Here is a 17,793-nt window from a genome sequence, read left to right on the forward strand (position 1 = left end):
GACGTGCTTCATATCTACTGCGCACACGCCCCTTTCGAGCGGCACGGCCGGTTTCGTAGACGAAAGTCGATTCCGTCAACATAGGTTGACGCGATCGGCATGTCAACCATGGTTGACGTAAGAGAAGCGGGACACCCGGGGAGGGATGCCCTCTTCGGTCTCCCCAAGGGAAAAATCCATGAATTTTCTGCTCTTTCCGCCGTGCCGCCGCACGAAAGAGCCACCCGGAGCCGGAAGCATTCCAGCGGCGACCAGGCGGCCACCGGCGGGCCGGGCACTCCCCGGGGCACCGCAGGCCGCCGACGCCGAGATCGAACGTTCGCCGGCACGACGGAGCCCCGTCCGCGTCCGTGAGCCTCGGGAGGTTGCATGACATCGGCACAGGTCCCACCGCCCGCGGGCCGGTACGGCGCGCGGGAACGGCGTCGTGGAGGGCTCCTGTTCGTCCTCTCCTGCCTGGCGGTCGCGATGTTCCCCGCCTCCGCCCCGCCCGCCGCCGCGCATCCGCTGGGGGACCTCACCGTCAACCACTACGACGGCCTGCGGATCACCCCCGACCGGATCGAGAACACGGCGGTCGTCGACAGCGCCGAGCTGCCCACCCTCCAGGCCATGACCGAGATGGACACCGACGGCTCGGGCAGGGTCTCCGCCGCCGAACTGGCGGCCTACGGCGCCGCCCGCTGCGCCGCGCTCGCCGGGGCACAGCGGCTGACCGTCAACGGCTCCCCCGTCACCTGGCGTGTCGCCGGGAGCGGCCTGCGGTACGCCCGGGGGCAGGGCGGCCTGCGGACCAGCCGCCTGACGTGCGACCTGACCGCCGACGTCCGCGCCCGGGGGACGGTCGACTTCAGCGACGACTACCTGCCCGACCGGACCGGCTGGCGGGAGATCACCGCGGTCGCCTCCGGCGGTCTGCGCCTGAGCCGGTCCTCCGTTCCCGGGACGAGTGTCAGCGGACGGCTGCGGTCCTACCCGGACGACCTGCTGGCCGCCCCGCTCGACCAGCGGACCGCGCGGTTGAGCGTCACCCCGGAGACAGGTCCCTCGGCGGCCGTGCCGTCCCCGACGCCCGGGCCGTCCGACCTGTCCGGGCTTTCCGGCGGTCCGCTCGGCGGTGTGACGGCCTGGCTCGACCACACCTTCACCGGCCTGGTCGGCACCGACTCGCCGACCGCGCCGCTCGTGCTGCTCTCGGTGCTCATGGCCGTCGCGCTGGGCGCCGGGCACGCCCTCATCCCGGGACACGGCAAGACCATCATGGCCGCCTACCTGGCGGGCAGACGGGGACGCCCGCGTGACGCGCTGATCGTCGGCGCGACCGTCACCGTGACCCACACCGTCGGCGTCCTGGTGGCCGGTCTGCTGCTGACCGTCCTGTCCGCGCTCACCGGCGAGGCGGTGCTCGCCTGGCTCGGCCTGGTCAGCGGTCTGCTGATCACCCTGGTCGGGGCCGGGCTGCTGCGCTCCGCCTGGCATGCCCACCGCACCGGCGAGGCCCCCGCCCACGGTCACGGGCACGGCCACACCCACGGCCGTGCTCCCCTCGTTCCCCGGCGCTCCCCCGTCCGGGAGGTCCCCGGCGGTGCGGCCCACGGGTACGCGCCGGTCGCCGTCCTCGAACGGCGGGCCGATGAGGACCTCCCCCGCGAGCCGACGCCCCGCTCCCGGCGCGGGCTGGTCGGCCTGGGGGTGGCCGGAGGGCTGGTGCCCAGCCCCTCGGCGCTCGTCGTCCTGCTGGGCGCGATCGGCCTCGGCCGCACATGGTTCGGGATCGCGCTGATCCTGGCGTACGGCCTCGGCATGGCGGGCACGCTCACCCTCACCGGGCTGCTGCTGGTCAAACTCGCCGGGCGTCTCGGCCGCCTGGCGGCCGGGGGAAACGGCGTGGCGAGCCGCCTGTCCTCGCTCCTGCCGATCGGCACCGCCGTGGCCGTCATGCTGCTCGGTCTCGGCCTGACCGTGCGGAGCCTCATCGGCGCCGCGTGAACGACCCCGGACCGCCTACTGGGTCTCCTCCTGCAGGCGCGCCCACAGCCCGGCGAGCGCGTCCACGTCACCGGAGCTCCTGAGGGAGTTGCCGCCCGCCCCGCGCCGGTTCCACAGGTGGAGCAGGAGGTCCTCCGGCTCGCCGTCGATCCGTGCGTCCGGCGTCGCCCCCTCCTTCGCCCACACCGCGCGGTCCGCGCGCAGCGTCAGCGCCCACTCCCGGTCCCCGCAGCCCAGCACGACCGTACGGCCGACGCCCTGCTCCCGTTCGGGCCTGCCGCCGAAGTCGTGGGTGATGAAACCGAGCAGCTCGTCGACGCCGTCGGCCGCCGGCTCGGGGTCGACCGGGGTCGGCCCCCCGTCGATCAACTCGGCGTCGATCCGGTGGACGACCGTCTCGTGGGCCATCCTGCGGTACCAGAAGCCGATCGTCTGGTCCGGCGGGAACCAGGTGTGGGAGGGCGCGCCCGGCCCGCGCATGACGAGCTGGTCGAGCAGCGTCTCACGCTGGGAGAGGAACCAGTCCCTGAGCGCGGCGTCGCCGGGCAGCGGCGCCCGCTCGGCCTTCTGCGGGTCACGCCCGAGCCGCATGCACAGGACCTTGTGGTCGTAGACCCCTCCGACGTGGTGGAGCAGGTCACGGCCGGTCCAGCCGGGGCACGACGGCACCCGGGCGTCCAGCCCCCGCTCCGCGGCCGCGAGCAGGAGATCACCGTCGGCGCGGATCAGGTCGAGATAGCGAGTGTGATCCATGGGCGGCATCATGCCGTACGGCCCCGACGGTCTTCTCCCTGTTTCCCGCTCGGCCGGTGGGCGCCGCGCCCCGGCGTCACCGGGCGTCGAGCACCTCGCGAAGCAGCTTCCCGAACTCGGCGGGGTGGGTGCTGAGCCCCGTGTGCCCGCCGGGGAAGTGGACCAGCTCCGTGCCGAACCGCTCCGCCAGGAGGGCCGCGGGACGGTAGGGCAGTTCGCCGTGGGAGTCCGCCCCGGCCGCGAGCACGAGCCGGTCCGACAGGGCCCGCAGCCGGTCCACGTCCGGGACGTGGGCCATGAAGCTCGGGATGACACGCCCGATGAAGTAGGGGGCGTCGGCCATCGACCGTTCGACGCGCGCGGCCGCCCTGGGGGACAGCTCGGCGGCGGGCCGCGCGCCGGCGCTCTCCCCCGGGCGCCTGAGACCGGCCGCGAGCACGGTCGCCGCGGCCATCGACCCCTCCCGGTCGAAGGCCTCCCGGACACGGGCGAGCATCGCGCGGTGCTCGGCGGCGTCCGGCAGCACCTCGGCCAGCGGCGGCTCGTGCGCCACGACACGTGCGACCCGCCCGGGGTGGGCGGTGAGCAGGCGCATCGCGACGATCGCCCCCGAGCTGCAGCCCACCACGCTGACGGGCTTCCCGGGGGACAGCAGGTCGATCAGCCCGAGGGCGTCCTCGGCGTGCTGTTCCACCCGCTGAGGCGCCGCCGGGTCGTCCAGCGGGCTGTTGGACAGGCCGCGCGGGTCGTAGGTGACGACCGTGCGGTCGGCGGCCAGGTCGTCGACGATCTCCTCGAAGGAGGCGGCGCCGCCGGTGCCGCCGGGGATCAGCAGCAGGAGCGGCCCGCGCCCCCGCACCTCGTAGTACAGCTCGGCGCCGTCCACACGCAGGCGTCCGGTGGTCATCTCGGTCATGTCCTCTTTCCTTCACCGTGTGGTTCGTGATCGGCGGGCCAGCGCTCCAGGAGGGTGTGCAGGGCGTCGAGGCAGCGTGACCACGACTCCTCGGCCGGGCGCGAGTGCGCGAACCCGCCCGCCGCCTCAAGGCTGATGAAGCCGTGCAGCATGCTGCGCAGCAGCCGTACCGCGTCGGTCAGGTCGGGCTCCCCGAGGGCGTAGGCGCGCAACATGCCGTAGGTCAGCTCGATCGCGCGCCGCGGCCCGCGCGCCGCGGCCAGGAGCTCGGGGTCGATCTCCGTGGGGATCTGCGTCGCCATGTAGCGGCCCGGGTGTTCGCGGGCGTAGTCCCGGTAGGCGGTCGCGTACGCGACCAGCGCGTCCCTGCCCGCCAGCCCCGCGGTGGCCTCCGCGATGCGGACGCTCTTCTCGTCGGCCGCCAGCAGGGCGATCCGGCCGCGCAGGTCCTCAAGGCCGCGAACGTGCGCGTAGAGGCTGGCGTCCTTCACCCCGAGCCGTCGTGCCACCGCCGACATGGTCAGCCGGTCGAACCCGACCTCGTCGGCCAGTTCGGCACCGGCGAGCGTCACCCGATCCGTCGTCAACCCGGCCCGCGCCATACGCGCCCCTCTCTCCTAGATTCCCTAGACTGTAACTAATCCCATTAATTTCTGTCTAATGAGATTAGTTTCACCGGGCGCGCGACAGTACGGCACGGCGGTTCACCGAGGTCAGCGGCGTGGCCGCAGGCGGGAGGAGGGCAGGTCGTGACGGCCGGAGACGAACTCCTGGAAGGCGATCTTGACCTTGATGGCCGGGCGACGCCAGCGCTCCTCACGGCGCTGCGCCCTGGCCAGCTTCCAGGGCCTCGGCCTTCGGGAGCCCGGGGCGAAGAACCAGTGGGCCCAGGGGGAGCCGGGCCGGGCCAGCCGCAGCGCCCCGACGATCAGCAGCAGCGGGACGAACAGACCGACCATGCCCGTCCAGATCTTCCCCTTCAGCAGGGTGACCACGGCGAGCATGAGATTGAGCACGAGGAAGCCGACCGCCAGCCACGTCCCCTGCGGCGTGCCGTCCGGCCGCTCCCAGCCCAGCGGGCGCAGGCCGAGCAGGAGCAGACCGGTGACGGCGATCGCGATGAACACCGCGTCGACCGACGTGCGGCCCTCCTCCTCCCAGTAGACGTCGTGCAGGTGCAGGATCAGCGCGAACTCGTCCAGGATGAGGGCGGCGCCCACCCCGAAGACGGCCGCGGTCAGGGCGTACCACCCCTGGGACACGCCGGAGACGAGCAGGCCGGAGACCCCGCCGAGCATCGTCAGCACCACGCCGAACACCACATGGTGGATGTGCATGTCGCCGACGCTGACGTTGCCGAACCAGCCGATCTTGGCGCGGATGAGCCGGACGTTGATGCGGGTGAAGACGAAGGCGACGATCAGCGCGACGAAGAAACAGAAGAGCGGTAGCCGTCCTGTTTCCACGATTCGATGTTGGAACAAATCCCCCACTGCACCTTCAGGTTATGCGAGAGCCGTCATGATCACGCCTAACCGGACACTCTGTCCCGACCCGGGGATTTCGCTCGGCCCTCGCCTACGGTTAGGCTGGCCGGGACACCGACGAGCCCGCGCGGGAGAGCGTCCTGACATCCAGGCCAGGACCCCTGAAGGAGCAAGCCCTCCCCGCAAACCTCTCAAGGCAAAGGACCGCGTGGGTAGGTGCCTCTGGAAAGCAGGCCGTACGGCCTCGCCGAAGGTGAAAGTCCGGCAAAAATCGGGCGAAGCTCTCAGGCATCCATGACAGAGGGGGAGGATGCTTCTCATCCGACCCCTGTCTGAGGTGCGAACATGTCCCGACCCACGCCGCTGCGCGGTGTTCACGAGGCCCTCGGCGCGACGCTGACCGACTTCGCGGGCTGGCTGATGCCGCTGCGCTACGGAAGCGAGTCCGCCGAGCACAACGCGGTCCGCCAGGCGGCCGGCCTGTTCGACCTCTCCCACATGGGAGAGATCTTCGTGACGGGCCCGCAGGCAGGCGAGGCCCTCGACTACGCGCTCGTCGGTCACATCTCCGCCCTTGAGCCGGGACGCGCCCGCTACACGATGATCGTCGATCCCCAGGGCGGCGTACTCGACGACCTGATCGTCTACCGCCTGGCCGACCAGGAGTTCATGGTCGTCGCCAACGCCTCCAACTACCCCCGGGTCGCCGCCGAGCTGACCGAGCGCGCCGGGGCCTTCGAGGCCGCGGTCGAGGACCGCTCCGAGCAGTACGCGCTGGTCGCGGTACAGGGGCCGCGCTCCCGCGAGATCCTGGGCGGGCTCACCGACGCCGACCTCGACGGCCTGAAGTACTACGCGGGCCTTCCCGCGACCGTCGCCGGGCTCTCCGCCCTCGTCGCCCGCACCGGCTACACCGGCGAGGACGGCTTCGAGCTGTTCGTCGCCGCCGACGACGCCGAGCCGCTGTGGGCCGCGCTCACCAAGGCGGGCGAGCCGTACGGCCTGCTGCCCGCCGGGCTTTCGGCGCGTGACACCCTCCGTCTTGAGGCGGGGATGCCGCTGTACGGCAACGAGCTCTCCGCTGATCTCACCCCGTTCGACGCGGGGCTCGGCCGTGTGGTGAGGTTTGACAAACCAGGCGACTTCGTCGGCAGGGCCGCCCTTGAGCCGCTCAAGGACGTCCCCCCGGCCCGCCGCCTGGTGGGACTGATCGCGACCGGCCGCAGGGTGCCCCGCCACGGGTATCCGGTGGTCTCCGGCGACGGCGTCGTCGTCGGAGAGGTGACCAGCGGAGCGCCTTCCCAGACCCTGGGCAGGCCGATCGCCATGGCCTACGTGGACAACGGAACGTCCGCTGGACTGGCCGTGGACATCCGGGGCAGTCACGAGCCGGTCGAGGTCGTTGAGCTGCCTTTCTACAGGAGGAAAAAGTGAGTGACATTCCCGAGGAGCTGCACTACACCAAGGAGCACGAGTGGATCTCGGGCATAGACGACGGCCTGACCCTGACCGTCGGCATCACCGCCTACGCCGCCAACGCCCTCGGTGACGTGGTCTTCGTCCAGTTGCCCGAGGCCGGTTCCTCGCTCACCGCAGGTGAGGCGGTCGGCGAGGTCGAGTCGACCAAGTCGGTGAGCGACATCTTCGCGCCGGTCGGCGGTGAGGTCGTCGAGGTCAACGAGGCCGTCGTCGACGACCCCTCGCTGGTCAACAGTGACCCCTATGGCGACGGCTGGCTGTTCCGCGTCCGGCTTGAGGGTGACCCGGAGGACCTGCTGTCCCCCGAGGAGTACACGGCACTCACTTCGGGCGAATCCTGAAATATCTAATCTTGCGTCGTGATCACGCGCGTCCACCGGCGCGCGTGATCACGACCGCGGGACAGCGCAAAGGCAGGGCAGATCAATGGCGATCAGCGTCTTCGACCTCTTCAAGATCGGTATCGGCCCGTCCAGCTCGCACACCGGCGGCCCGATGGCCGCCGCCCACAGGTTCGCCAGAGGGCTCGACCACGACGGCCTGCTCGACAAGACCACCCGGGTCGAGGTCATCCTCTACGGCTCACTCGGCCTGACCGGCAAGGGCCACGGCAGCGACAAGGCCGTCCTTCTCGGCCTGACCGGCGACAAACCCGAACTCGTCGACGTCGACACCGTCGACGAACGGCTGGCCGCCATGCGCGCCTCGGGAACGATCCGGTTGTACGGCTCCCGCGAGATCCCGTTCGTGGTCGGTGAGCATCTCGTCTTCGAACGCAAGATCTCCCTGCCGCACCACCCGAACGGCATGCGGTTCACCGCCTTCGGGGAGACCGGCGACGTCCTGCGGGAGAAGGTCTACTACTCGGTCGGCGGCGGCTTCGTGGTCGACGAGAACGCCACCGGCGCCGACCGCATCAAACCGGACGACACCGTCCTGCCGTACCCCTTCACCACGGCGGCCGAGCTGCTCGGCCACTGCACGGAGACGGGTCTTTCCGTCTCGGGGCTGATGCTGGAGAACGAGAAGGCCTTCGGCCTGTCCGAGCGGGAGATCCGCGACCGGCTGCTGAATCTGTGGCGCGTCATGAGCGAGTGCGTCGGGCGCGGCATCGCCAAGGAGGGCGTGCTGCCCGGCGGCCTGAAGGTCAGGCGCAGAGCCCACCAGCTCCACCGGAGGCTGCAGAGCGAGGCCGCGGAGAAGGACCCGCTGCACGCGATGGACTGGGTCTCGCTGTTCGCCCTCGCGGTGAACGAGGAGAACGCCGCGGGCGGGCGGGTCGTCACGGCGCCGACGAACGGCGCGGCGGGCATCGTCCCGGCCGTGCTCACCTACTACGACCGGTTCGTCCCGAACTCCGACGACGACGGGGTGGTGCGCTTCCTGCTCACCGCGGGGGCGATCGGCGTGCTGTTCAAGGAGAACGCCTCCATCTCCGGCGCCGAGGTCGGCTGCCAGGGCGAGGTCGGCTCCGCCTGCTCGATGGCGGCGGCCGGGCTGACCGAGGCGCTCGGCGGCACCCCCGAGCAGGTGGAGAACGCCGCCGAGATCGGCATCGAGCACAACCTGGGGCTGACCTGCGACCCGATCGGCGGCCTGGTGCAGATCCCGTGCATCGAGCGCAACGCGGTGGCCTCGATCAAGGCCATCACCGCGGCCAGGATCGCGCTGCGCGGCGACGGCCGCCACTTCGTCTCCCTGGACAAGGCGATCAAGACGATGCGCGACACCGGCCGCGACATGCTCGACAAGTACAAGGAGACGAGCAGGGGCGGCCTGGCGGTGAACGTCATCGAATGCTGACCCGGCCTCCCGGCAAACACGCCAAACTCCACGAACTTTGACATCTCACCCGGCCACTCGCCGTAGCGCCCCTATGCTGGGTGCCGCTGTCACCGAGAGTCGGGAGGACGTCGTGCCGACGGAGGTCTCACAGCCGGAGAAGACACGTCCGGGAGGCCGGGCCCGCCACCGCGCGTCCGCCCTCCCCGGCGACCACCGTGACCACAGCGGCTCCCCGGGCTCCCGTGGTTCCCGTGGCTCTCACTGGTTCTTCGCGCTGGCCCTGCTCGCCGGGATCGGGGTGCGCGCGCTGGCCGTGCTCGGTTACCGGCCCACGCTGTGGTTCTGGGCCGACTCCTTCGTCTACCTCGGCGCCGGACTCGACCCCCGGCCGATGGAGTCCCGGCCCTCCGGCTACTCCCTGCTGTTGTGGGCGCTGCGCCCGCTGTCCAGCGTCCAGGCGGTCGTGGTGATCCAGCACCTGCTCGGGCTCGCCACGGCGTTGTGCGTCTACCTCCTGCTGCGCCGCCGGGGAGGGCTGCCGGGGTGGGGGGCGACGCTGATCACGCTCCCCGTGCTGCTCGACGTCCACCAGGTCCAGCTCGAACACCTCGTCATGGCGGACCTGCCGATGGAGTTCCTCGTGGTCGCGGCGGTCACGCTGGTGATGTGGCGGCGGCGCCCGCCTGCGTGGGCGGCGCTGCTCGCCGGGCTCCTGCTCGCGGCGGCGACCGTGACCAGGACGATCGGGCTGCCGCTGGCCCTCGTGGTGCTGGTGTGCATGGTGATCGGACGGTCCGGATGGCGGGCGGTCACGGCCACCGCGCTGGCCTGCGCGATCGGCCTGGGCGGCTACGCGGCCTGGTTCGCCTCCGAGTACGGCAACTACGGCCTGACCAGGGGAAACGCCTTCCTCTGGGCGCGCACCATGACCTTCGCCGACTGCGCCAGGATCAAACCCGCCGGTCCCGAGGCCGCACTGTGCCCGACCGTCCCCGTCGCCGAGCGCAAGGCCCCGCCCGTCTACATCTGGGACGCCTCCTCTCCCCTGAACAAGGTCAAGGGAACCTGGGCCGAGCGTGACAGGCTCGCGGGCGCCTTCGCGGCCCAGGCCATCAGGGCGCAGCCGCTCGACTTCCTCACCGCGGGCCTCACCGACGTGGCCCATGTCTTCGACTGGGAACGCAGGGTCTACCCGACCCCCGGCCCGCAGAGCGCCTACGTCTTCCCCGCCGTCGCCAGGCCCTTCCCCACCGGCGCCGCCTCCCAGGGCAGGACCGCCGAGGAGCTGACCGTCGCCTACCAGGGCGCCTCCGGCGAGACCCGTCTCGTCGAGCCGTACGCGGGCTGGCTGCGCCTCTACCAGGAGAACGGCTTCCTGCGCGGCCCGGTCCTCGCCGTGATCGTGCTGGTCGGACTGGCCGGGGTGCTGCGCAACTGGCGGCGGCTCGGCGGGGTCGTGCTGCTGCCGTGGGCGGCGGGGGCCGTACTGCTGGCCCTGCCGCCCTTCATCGCGGCCTTCGACCACCGCTACGTGGTCCCGGCCGTCCCGTTCGCCTGCCTGGCCGCGGGACTCGCCTTCGCCGTACGGGACCGTGCCCCCGCCGCCCCCGCCGCCCCCGCCGTCCCGGAACCGGCGGCACCGGGACCGGCGGGGTCAGCGGCCCCGGACGTGCAGCCTGACCCAGGCGCCGAGGTTCTCGTCCCCTATCGTCCTGCGGACCTTGGAGACCGCGTCCTTGTTCAGCCGCGCGACGAGCCTGCCGACGTCGGTGGCCGGCCCGCAGGTGATCGCGACGCGCAGACGATCGTCCTTCGCGTGCCTGACGCCAACTCGGACGAGCCCTTCGATTTCTTTAACCGCGACCCCCAGCATGGCCGTACCGGTGGCGCTACGGCGCCCCACCCGTCCCCAGCCCAGGGCGCGCAGCAGCCACCTGATCGACAGCAGCGCCAGCACCACCAGTAGCAACGCCACCAGCCATCCCAGCCACGCGTGCTGCTCCAGGTAGGAGGGCAGCCCCCGGCTCATGATCCGGTCGTCGCGTGGCTGGGAGGAGAGCTTCCCCTGCCCCCGCAGGCAGGCGTACATCCCCGCCCCGGTCAGCGTCACCCCTGTGAGGGCCAGGCCGACCCTGTTGTCCAGGTAGGCCCGCATCAGGCTCCCCTCCTGCACAGCCGTACGACGATCTCTCGCGCGCACATCGCGCCCAGGGCCGTCAGCCGGTCGCCCACGACGATGCCCACCTGACGCAGCAGGTGGCCCGTCCGGTCGGCGTCGGTGAACACGGTGACCTCGATGTCACGCGAGCCGAGCCGTACCCGGGCCCGCCCGACCCCGTCGACCGACTCCGCCGCCGCCCGCAGCGTACGGCGAAGCCCCGCCCTGGTCAGGCCGATCACCATCCGGGAGTCCGCGGACTCCAGCGGCACCAACCGGGTCTTGCCCGGCAGCACGGCCAGGGCGAACAGCACGATCCCGGCCGCCGTCACCGCCAGCGCCACGGCGAAGACCGCGGGGTCGGACCACCTGGCCGCCCCGATCCCCTCGGCGACCCTGCGGTACGGCACCCGCCCCATCGGGGAGCCCATCGTCAGCCCCGCCGTCACACAGGCCGCGGCCGAGAGCGCCGCCGAGACCAGTACGGCGGCCACCAGGCCCGCCGGATTGCGCTCAGGCCGCAGCAGCCGTACCGATCTGCGCCGGACGGCGTGCAGGTGCTCCCCCGCCGTGGTTCCGCCCGTCCCCGCCATGATGTCCTGGAGAGTGCTCATCACCTGGACAGGTCTACGCGTCCCGGAGTCGTCACGCGGGGGTGAAGCGGCGACTTTCACGATCCCGGAGTCGCCCTGGCCGGAGAATTTACCGCCGGCATCTCAACATGAACACTGCTCATATTAGTCGTTTTACGGCTATTCTGCGGGCATGGACGACCGTCAGCGCTACGACCGGGCGACAGCGCACCTGGATCCTCCGTTCGCCGTGCTGGACCTGGAAGCCCTGCGCTCGAACGCCTCCGCCATGGCCCGGCGGGCGGGCGGCAAACCGATCAGGGTCGCCAGCAAGTCCATCCGCTCCAGGCCCCTGCTCGAACGGATCCTCGCCATGGACGGCTTCGCCGGAATCATGGCCTTCACCCTGCCCGAGGCCCTCTGGCTGGTCTCGACCGGCCTGCGGGACGTGCTCGTCGCCTACCCCACCGCCGACAGGACCGCGCTGGCCGAGTTGGCCGCCGACCCCGTGGCGGCGCGGGAGATCACGCTGATGGTTGACAGCGCCGATCACCTGAACCTCGTGGACGCCGCGATCGGCGGCCTCCCCCATCGCCACGAGATCCGCACATGTCTCGACATCGATGCGGGGTTCGTGGCCTTCCGCGGCAGATTCAGGGCCGGAGCGCACCGCTCCCCGGTACGCAGGCCCGACCAGGCGGCCGACCTGGCGGCCACCATCGCCAAACGCCCCGGCTTCCGCCTGGTCGGCGTGATGGCCTACGAGGCCCAGATCGCCGGAGTCGGCGACGACCAGCCGGGCAACCCCGCCCTCACCCGGGCCGTCCGCCTCATGCAGGCCCGCTCCCGCCGCGAACTCCTCGTCCGCAGAGGCCGCGTCGTCCAGGCCGTCGCCCAGGTGGCCGACCTGGAGTTCGTCAACGGCGGGGGCACGGGCAGCATCGACCTGACCGCCAGGGAGAAGGCCGTCACCGAGGTCGCCGCGGGATCCGGCTTCTTCCACCCTCGCCTGTTCGACTTCTACCGCGGCTTCACCGGACGCCCCGCCGCCATGTTCGCCCTGCCCGTCGTCCGCCGCCCCGCCCCCGGCGTCGTCACCGTCCTGGGCGGCGGCTACCACGCCTCAGGTCCCCCGGGACGAGACCGCCTCCCCCACCCCTACCTGCCCCACGGCCTGCGCTACGCCCCCGGTGAGGGCGCAGGCGAGGTCCAGACCCCGCTCCTCGGCCCCGCCGCACACGACCTGAGAACCGGTGACCGCGTCTGGTTCCGGCACGCCAAGGCCGGCGAACTGTGCGAACGATTCACCGCCCTGCACCTGATCGAGGGCGAGGAGGTCGTCGAGACCGTCCCCACCTACCGCGGTGAGGGCCGCACCTTCCTCTGACCCGGCCCGCCCGCCTCAACGGCGACGGCGCCGCCACAGCATGACCACCGCGGTGACCGCCAGCACGGCGCCCACGCCGATCAGCACCGGCGCCAGGCTCGGCTCCTCCTCGGCCCACAGGCCCTGCGGCTCGTCCCCCGGCTTGACCGGACGCGGCGTGACCCCGACCACGTCCCCCACCCTGTCTCCGACCGAGACCAGGAACTGCCTCGCGCTCGTCTCGGCCTTGGCGACGGTCCTGCGCGCGACGTTCTTCGGGCTCACCCGGTCGGCGATGGCGTCAACCGTCTTGGCCAACTCCGCACGGGTCCGCTCGATTCTCCGCTCAAGCTCCGCGGGATCGGTGTCCGCCATCGGATCTCCTCTCGTCACCCTTGACATTGATCAGTCTGTCAGGTCCGGTCCGCCCGCGGCACTTCGGGCAGGCCGGTAAGTTGACCCGGGAACGAGTCCACGGAGGAAACCCATGAAACTAGAGCCCGGCGACGCCGCCCCGGACTTCGCGCTCCCCGCCGCCGACGGCGGCACCGTCTCCCTCGACGCCTACCGCGGCAAACGTGTGATCCTCTACTTCTACCCCGCCGCGATGACCCCCGGGTGCACCAAGCAGGCCTGCGACTTCCGCGACAGCCTCGAATCCCTGGCCGCCGCGGGCTTCGCCGTACTCGGTGTGTCCAAGGACACCCCGGCCAAGCTCGCCAAGTTCGTCGAGCACGACGCCCTGACCTTCCCCCTGCTGTCCGACCCCGGCCTGGAGGTCCACCAGGCCTACGGCGCCTACGGCGAGAAGACGATGTACGGCAGGACCACCGTGGGCGTGCTGCGCTCGACCTTCGTCATCGACGCGGACGGGAAGATCGAGAAGGCCCTCTACAACGTGAAGGCGACCGGTCACGTGGCCCGCCTCCGCCGCGAACTCGGCGTGGACTGATCCCCTTTTTTCGCCATTTAATGTGATTGGCGCATGCCCCAGGAATTGTCGGTCTCCTTCCGTAACCTCGGGGCATGCCGGCGAAGTACAAATACACCCCCGAAATGCTGGCCGAGGCCGCGGCCGCCTCTCTCAGCGTCACCGACGTCCTGCGCCGCCTCGGCATCACGATCGCGGGCGGAAACCACGCGCACATCAGCCGCCAACTGAAACGCCTCGGCATCGACACCTCACACTTCCGCGGCCGGGCGCATCACCGCGGACGGCGCTCCCCCAGACGCCTGCCTCCCGAGGAGGTCCTCCTGGTCCGTCCGCCCGGCTCCCTCAGGACCAAGCCCCCGATGCTCCGCCGCGCACTCCAGGAAGCCGGGGTGCCCTACCGGTGCGGTGCCTGTAAGATCGGGGGCACCTGGGAGGGCGAGCCCCTCACGTTGCACGTCGACCATCTCAACGGCGACTGGCTCGACAACAGAATAAACAACTTGCGATTTCTCTGCCCGAACTGCCACTCTCAGACAGAGAACTTCGCGGGAAAAAACAAAGGGGCCGTAGCCCAACGGCAGGAGGCAGCGTCTTTAGGTGGCGCGCAGTATGGGTTCGAATCCCATCGGCCCCACAATAAAACGGAAAACGAAACGCAGGCGTTCATCCCGGTGACCGTCAGCGTCACCCTGGCCCCTCAGGACGCCGCCTTCGTCGAGGCCTACGTCACCCAGGGCAGGGCCCCCTCCCGATCCGCCGCCCTCCGCGAGGCCCTCCGCCTGCTCCGCGTCTCCGCCGACGGCCTCCCCTCACCAGTCGCTCCCTCCCAGAACGGCCGTGTGGAGATCGCCGATGTCGAGTCCTCCCCGGTGGAGGACCTTCCCTCCGGCCCCCAGGACACGGTAGCCGCACGCGCGCAGCCGTTCCCTGGACAGGCCGGGGGGTGAGAAGAGGGCCAGTCCTGTGCCGGTGACCAGGGCGCCGAGTCCCCACAGCAGTCCCTGAGCCTGTTCCCGGTCGACGTGGCCTTCGGCGGCCGCGGCTGCCCTGGTCAGGTCGGGGCGGAAGGCGGGGTCCTCGTGCTGGGATGTGGGCCAGCCGAGTGGCGCGGGTTCTCCGAAGCGTTCTCCCAGCCGGATCTTGATGGCGACGTGGCCGGGTGCGGCGTCGGGGACGGGGGTCAGGATCAGGCCGTCGTCCGTCCGGAGGGTGCGGGTGCGGCGTGTCGGGGTGCCGTCGGAGCGGTAGGTGACGGAGGGGGAGATCTTCACCGCGGTCGTCCGCGGGGGGCCGAGCACGATGAGGGTGTGGTCGGGGTCTGCGGAGATCCAGGCGATGCCGTCCCTGCCCGTCATGTTCGGGGGTTGCGGGTCGGCTCTCAGAGCCTCCACGGGGTTCCCGCCGTGCCGTACAGGATGACCGTGCCGCCCATGGCGGGGTTCTTCGGGGAGACCGCCACGATGACGCGGTGTCCTGCCCTGTCCCCGGCGTAGAGGACGCGGGCGCCGGGGTCGCCGGTGATCCCGGGGTGTCCTCTGAGCCGTTCCAGGCCGCGTGAGGCCTGGCTTTTGACCGTGCCGAGGGAGCAGCCGAGTGTTCTGGCGACCTCGGCCTCCGGCAGGTCCTCGAAATAACGCAGGACGAGTACGGCGCGCATTCTGGGGGGAAGGGTCAGCATCGCCGTCCAGAGCGCGTCGCGGGTTTCGTAGCCGGTGTGCGGGTCCTGGACGGCTGTCTCCGGGACGGTGCCGGTGAGGTGTTCGGTGATCCGTCTTCGCCGCCACCAGGAGATGTTGAGGTTGGCGAGCACCCGGCGGGTGTAGAGCTCGGGGTCGTCGATCCTGTTCCAGCGTCTGTGGGTCCTGACCAGCGCGGTCTGGAGCAGGTCCTCGGCTCTGCCGTGGTCTCCGGTCAGCAGGTAGGCGGTGCGGAGCATGGCCTGCCAGCGTGAGGTGACGAAGTCGCGGAAGTGTTCCTCCACGCTTTCCACGCCTGTTTCCACGTTTCCCTCCCGGCCCGCCCTCTTCTTTCTCAGATACCGGGCCGGTGGGAAAAGGTTGAGAGGGGTCGGTCAGTGAGGGGCCGGGAATGACGACGGGCCGCGCGATGCGTCCTCTTCATCGCGCGGCCCGGCATTGTTGTGATCCGCCATCACAAACAATCTCTCCCTTTACTCACCCCGGAGGGTGCTCCCGAAAACCATGGTGCCCGAAGGGGCGTAAGAGGGGTGTAAGGGCTTTGGAGGTGCGACCTGGGTCGTAGGCGCGGTTCCGCCCTGAGGGGGAAGGGCATTGATCTGCGTATACGTATCGTGGTGACGTGTTCGGCAGATTACTCGACTGGAGCCGTCGGCATCCCGGTGCCGTGGATGCTCTCTGGCTGGTGCCTTTCGCCGCGATCTCGGTGGCGAACGGGTGGTTCGTCGCGAGCCTGACGGGTTCGGGGGCGAGGAGTGTGCCGTGGCCGGGGGTCGTGACGGGGCCGTGGGCGATCCTGGTCTTCGGGCTGATGGTCTCGGTTCCGCTGTTGTGGCTGCGGCGGCATCCTCTCGGGGTCTTCGCGGCCGTCTCGCTGGGGAGTTTCCTTCAGTGGCTCGCCGGGGTCGATCCGCTGGCGTTCAACGTGTCCGTGCTGATCGCCATGTACGCCGTGGCCGCGCGGCGCCTGTTGCGCTGGGCGGTCGCCGCGGGCCTGGTGGCGGAGCTGGGGCTGGCCCTTTCCTTCGGGCGGCTCGTGACATATCCGGATTTCGTGAGCTGGGCCAGCCTCTCCGTGTTCGTGGTGGCGATCTGGATCGCGGGCATCTACGCCAACACCCGCCGCCGTTATCTGCTGAGCCTTGAGGAGCGGGCCGTACGGGCCGAACATGAGCGTGACCAGCAGGTACGGCTGGCCGCCGCGGCCGAGCGGACCAGGATCGCCCGTGAGCTGCACGACGTGGTCGCGCACAACGTGAGTGTGATCATCGTTCAGGCGGACGGCGCGGGGTACGCGATCGACAACGATCCCGAGCAGGCCAGGGAGGCCATGCGGGCCATCTCGTACACGGGCAGGCAGGCGCTGGCCGAGATGCGCAGGATGGTCGGCGTGCTGCGCACCGACGGCGTGTCCGGGGCGGGTTCCGCCGAGAAGGGTTCCGCCGGGCAGGGCAGGGCCGAGGAGTACGCTCCGCAGCCGAGCCTGTCGCAGCTGGACGACCTGGTGGCCCAGGTGTGCGCCTCGGGGGTGCCTGTCGAGTTGCGGGTCACCGGCCCGGCCCAGGGTCTGCCCGAGGGGGAGCAGTTGACGGTCTACCGGATCGTCCAGGAGGCCCTGACCAACACGCTCAAGCACGGCGGCCCCGGCAGCAGCGCGGTGGTCGAGATGGAGTACGGTCCGCGTGAGCTGCTGGTCCGGGTGACCGACGACGGGCGGGGCGCGGCGGCGCCGCGAAGTGTGGACGGGCACGGCCTGGTCGGCATGCGGGAGCGGGCGGCGATGTTCGGCGGGAGCGTCGAGGCGGGTCCGCGCCCCGGTGGCGGGTTCCGGGTGACGGCGCGGTTGCCGATCGGCGAGATGGGCAGGAGCAGGGCCGCGTGAGGGGGGCCGGACGGAAGGGTGCCGGGGAGCGGTTTCCCGGTGGGAAGGTGGGTGGCCGGTGATTCGCGTGATGCTGGTGGACGACCAGGCGCTTCTGAGGGCCGGGTTCCGCATGGTGCTGAACGCCCAGCCGGACATCGAGGTCGTCGCCGAGGTGGGTGACGGGGCGGCGGCGGTCGAGGTGGCCGGAGGCGGCGGTGTCGACGTGGTGCTGATGGACGTGCGGATGCCGGTGATGGACGGCGTCGAGGCGACCCGTCTGATCCGCGCCGCCGAGGACGGGCCGCGGGTGCTGATCCTGACGACGTTCGATCTGGACGACTACGCGTTCGCGGCGTTGAAGGCGGGGGCCTCCGGGTTCCTGCTGAAGGACGTGCCGCCTTCCGACCTGGTCAGCGCCATCCATTCGGTGCACAGCGGGGACGCGGTCGTCGCGCCGAGCACGACCAGGCGGCTGCTGGAGCGTTTCGCCGTGCATCTTCCCTCGCCGGGTACGGCGGAGCCGACGGTGTTCGGCGGTCTGACGGCGCGGGAGCGGGAGGTGCTGGTGCTGGTCGCCCGCGGTCTGTCCAACGGGGAGATCGCCGAGCGGCTCGACCTGGCGGAGGCCACGGTCAAGACGCATCTGGGCAGGGTGCTGGCGAAACTGGGGTTGCGGGACCGGGCCCAGGTGGTGGTCTACGCCTACGAGTCCGGGCTTGTGACGCCGCATTCGACGGATTCGTGAGCCCTTCCCGGCAAGGTCTTTCACGGGCCGGCCCCGCGAGCCAGGCCC

The 17,793-nt window shown here is 71.0% G+C and carries 17 protein-coding genes, 1 tRNA gene and 2 riboswitches; of the genes, 10 read left to right on the forward strand and 8 right to left on the reverse strand.

From position 1 onward, the window contains the following. Positions 1–369: 369 nt before the first annotated feature. The gene (locus tag ACIBVQ_RS06030; protein ID WP_399175945.1) at positions 370–1,989 is read left to right on the forward strand and encodes a High-affinity nickel-transporter; all 1,620 of its coding nucleotides are present in this window, start codon (positions 370–372) and stop codon (positions 1,987–1,989) included. Positions 1,990–2,004: 15 nt separating this feature from the next. Here ACIBVQ_RS06030 and ACIBVQ_RS06035 read toward each other — a convergent pair whose 3' ends face one another. The 4 genes from ACIBVQ_RS06035 to ACIBVQ_RS06050 form a co-directional block, all read right to left on the reverse strand. After that, complete coding sequence (locus ACIBVQ_RS06035; RefSeq protein ID WP_399175947.1) at positions 2,005–2,742, reverse strand: maleylpyruvate isomerase family mycothiol-dependent enzyme; 738 nt, start codon at positions 2,740–2,742, stop codon at positions 2,005–2,007. A 76-nt stretch (positions 2,743–2,818) separates the two neighbouring features. Beyond that, a complete protein-coding gene (locus ACIBVQ_RS06040) occupies positions 2,819–3,658 on the reverse strand; it encodes an alpha/beta fold hydrolase (protein ID WP_399175949.1) in 840 nt (279 codons plus the stop codon). Next, complete coding sequence (locus tag ACIBVQ_RS06045) at positions 3,655–4,260, reverse strand: TetR/AcrR family transcriptional regulator (RefSeq protein ID WP_362909785.1); 606 nt, start codon at positions 4,258–4,260, stop codon at positions 3,655–3,657. Before ACIBVQ_RS06045 ends, ACIBVQ_RS06040 begins: the two co-directional genes overlap by 4 nt. 111 nt (positions 4,261–4,371) lie before the next feature. Then, positions 4,372–5,124 carry a hypothetical protein gene (locus tag ACIBVQ_RS06050; RefSeq protein WP_352009580.1) on the reverse strand — a complete coding sequence of 251 codons (753 nt, stop codon included), beginning with the start codon at positions 5,122–5,124 and terminating at the stop codon, positions 4,372–4,374. 139 nt (positions 5,125–5,263) lie between these two features. Beyond that, a riboswitch (glycine riboswitch) is annotated at positions 5,264–5,362 on the forward strand. A gap of 2 nt (positions 5,363–5,364) precedes the next feature. Next, positions 5,365–5,449: riboswitch (glycine riboswitch) on the forward strand. 41 nt (positions 5,450–5,490) lie between these two features. On the opposite strand from ACIBVQ_RS06050, the gene gcvT reads away from it, so the two are divergent. The 4 genes from gcvT (at position 5,491) to ACIBVQ_RS06070 (ending at position 10,375) form a co-directional block, all read left to right on the forward strand. Further along, complete coding sequence (gene gcvT, locus ACIBVQ_RS06055; RefSeq protein WP_352009581.1) at positions 5,491–6,579, forward strand: glycine cleavage system aminomethyltransferase GcvT; 1,089 nt, start codon at positions 5,491–5,493, stop codon at positions 6,577–6,579. After that, the gene (gene gcvH, locus ACIBVQ_RS06060) at positions 6,576–6,965 is read left to right on the forward strand and encodes a glycine cleavage system protein GcvH (protein ID WP_352009582.1); all 390 of its coding nucleotides are present in this window, start codon (positions 6,576–6,578) and stop codon (positions 6,963–6,965) included. Before gcvT ends, gcvH begins: the two co-directional genes overlap by 4 nt. Before the next feature lie 85 nt (positions 6,966–7,050). Beyond that, entirely contained in the window at positions 7,051–8,427 is a 1,377-nt protein-coding gene (locus ACIBVQ_RS06065; protein ID WP_352009583.1) for an L-serine ammonia-lyase, read from the forward strand. Positions 8,428–8,539: 112 nt separating this feature from the next. After that, a complete protein-coding gene (locus ACIBVQ_RS06070) occupies positions 8,540–10,375 on the forward strand; it encodes a hypothetical protein (RefSeq protein ID WP_399175953.1) in 1,836 nt (611 codons plus the stop codon). Positions 10,376–10,563: 188 nt separating this feature from the next. On the opposite strand, the gene ACIBVQ_RS06075 is transcribed toward ACIBVQ_RS06070, so the two are convergent. Continuing rightward, on the reverse strand, positions 10,564–11,181 hold the full coding sequence (locus ACIBVQ_RS06075; RefSeq protein WP_352009585.1) for a DUF6286 domain-containing protein: 618 nt from the start codon (positions 11,179–11,181) through the stop codon (positions 10,564–10,566). 151 nt (positions 11,182–11,332) lie between these two features. Here ACIBVQ_RS06075 and ACIBVQ_RS06080 point away from each other — a divergent pair, with 151 nt between their 5' ends. Beyond that, positions 11,333–12,526 (forward strand): amino acid deaminase/aldolase, encoded by a 1,194-nt coding sequence (locus tag ACIBVQ_RS06080; RefSeq protein ID WP_362909791.1) that lies wholly within the window; start codon positions 11,333–11,335, stop codon positions 12,524–12,526. A gap of 15 nt (positions 12,527–12,541) precedes the next feature. Here the strand turns inward: ACIBVQ_RS06080 and ACIBVQ_RS06085 are convergent, their stop codons facing one another. After that, positions 12,542–12,880 (reverse strand): DUF3618 domain-containing protein, encoded by a 339-nt coding sequence (locus ACIBVQ_RS06085; protein ID WP_352009587.1) that lies wholly within the window; start codon positions 12,878–12,880, stop codon positions 12,542–12,544. A 112-nt stretch (positions 12,881–12,992) separates the two neighbouring features. Here ACIBVQ_RS06085 and bcp point away from each other — a divergent pair, with 112 nt between their 5' ends. Next, on the forward strand, positions 12,993–13,457 hold the full coding sequence (gene bcp, locus ACIBVQ_RS06090) for a thioredoxin-dependent thiol peroxidase (RefSeq protein ID WP_352009588.1): 465 nt from the start codon (positions 12,993–12,995) through the stop codon (positions 13,455–13,457). Between the two features lie 542 nt (positions 13,458–13,999). Beyond that, a tRNA-Leu gene (locus tag ACIBVQ_RS06095) sits at positions 14,000–14,073 on the forward strand. 175 nt (positions 14,074–14,248) lie between these two features. Here the strand turns inward: ACIBVQ_RS06095 and ACIBVQ_RS06100 are convergent. Further along, complete coding sequence (locus ACIBVQ_RS06100) at positions 14,249–14,830, reverse strand: hypothetical protein (RefSeq protein WP_399175956.1); 582 nt, start codon at positions 14,828–14,830, stop codon at positions 14,249–14,251. Beyond that, on the reverse strand, positions 14,818–15,429 hold the full coding sequence (locus tag ACIBVQ_RS06105; protein WP_399175958.1) for a SigE family RNA polymerase sigma factor: 612 nt from the start codon (positions 15,427–15,429) through the stop codon (positions 14,818–14,820). The genes ACIBVQ_RS06100 and ACIBVQ_RS06105 overlap by 13 nt, the downstream gene beginning before the upstream one ends. A 329-nt stretch (positions 15,430–15,758) precedes the next feature. Between ACIBVQ_RS06105 and ACIBVQ_RS06110 the strand changes: the two genes are divergently transcribed. After that, entirely contained in the window at positions 15,759–17,018 is a 1,260-nt protein-coding gene (locus ACIBVQ_RS06110) for a sensor histidine kinase (protein WP_399175960.1), read from the forward strand. Between the two features lie 58 nt (positions 17,019–17,076). Continuing rightward, on the forward strand, positions 17,077–17,745 hold the full coding sequence (locus tag ACIBVQ_RS06115) for a response regulator transcription factor (protein WP_352009591.1): 669 nt from the start codon (positions 17,077–17,079) through the stop codon (positions 17,743–17,745). Positions 17,746–17,793 lie beyond the last annotated feature (48 nt).

It is taken from the genome of Streptosporangium sp. NPDC049376 (genome assembly GCF_044466505.1).
In the GTDB taxonomy this organism is placed as follows: Bacteria; Actinomycetota; Actinomycetes; order Streptosporangiales; family Streptosporangiaceae; genus Streptosporangium.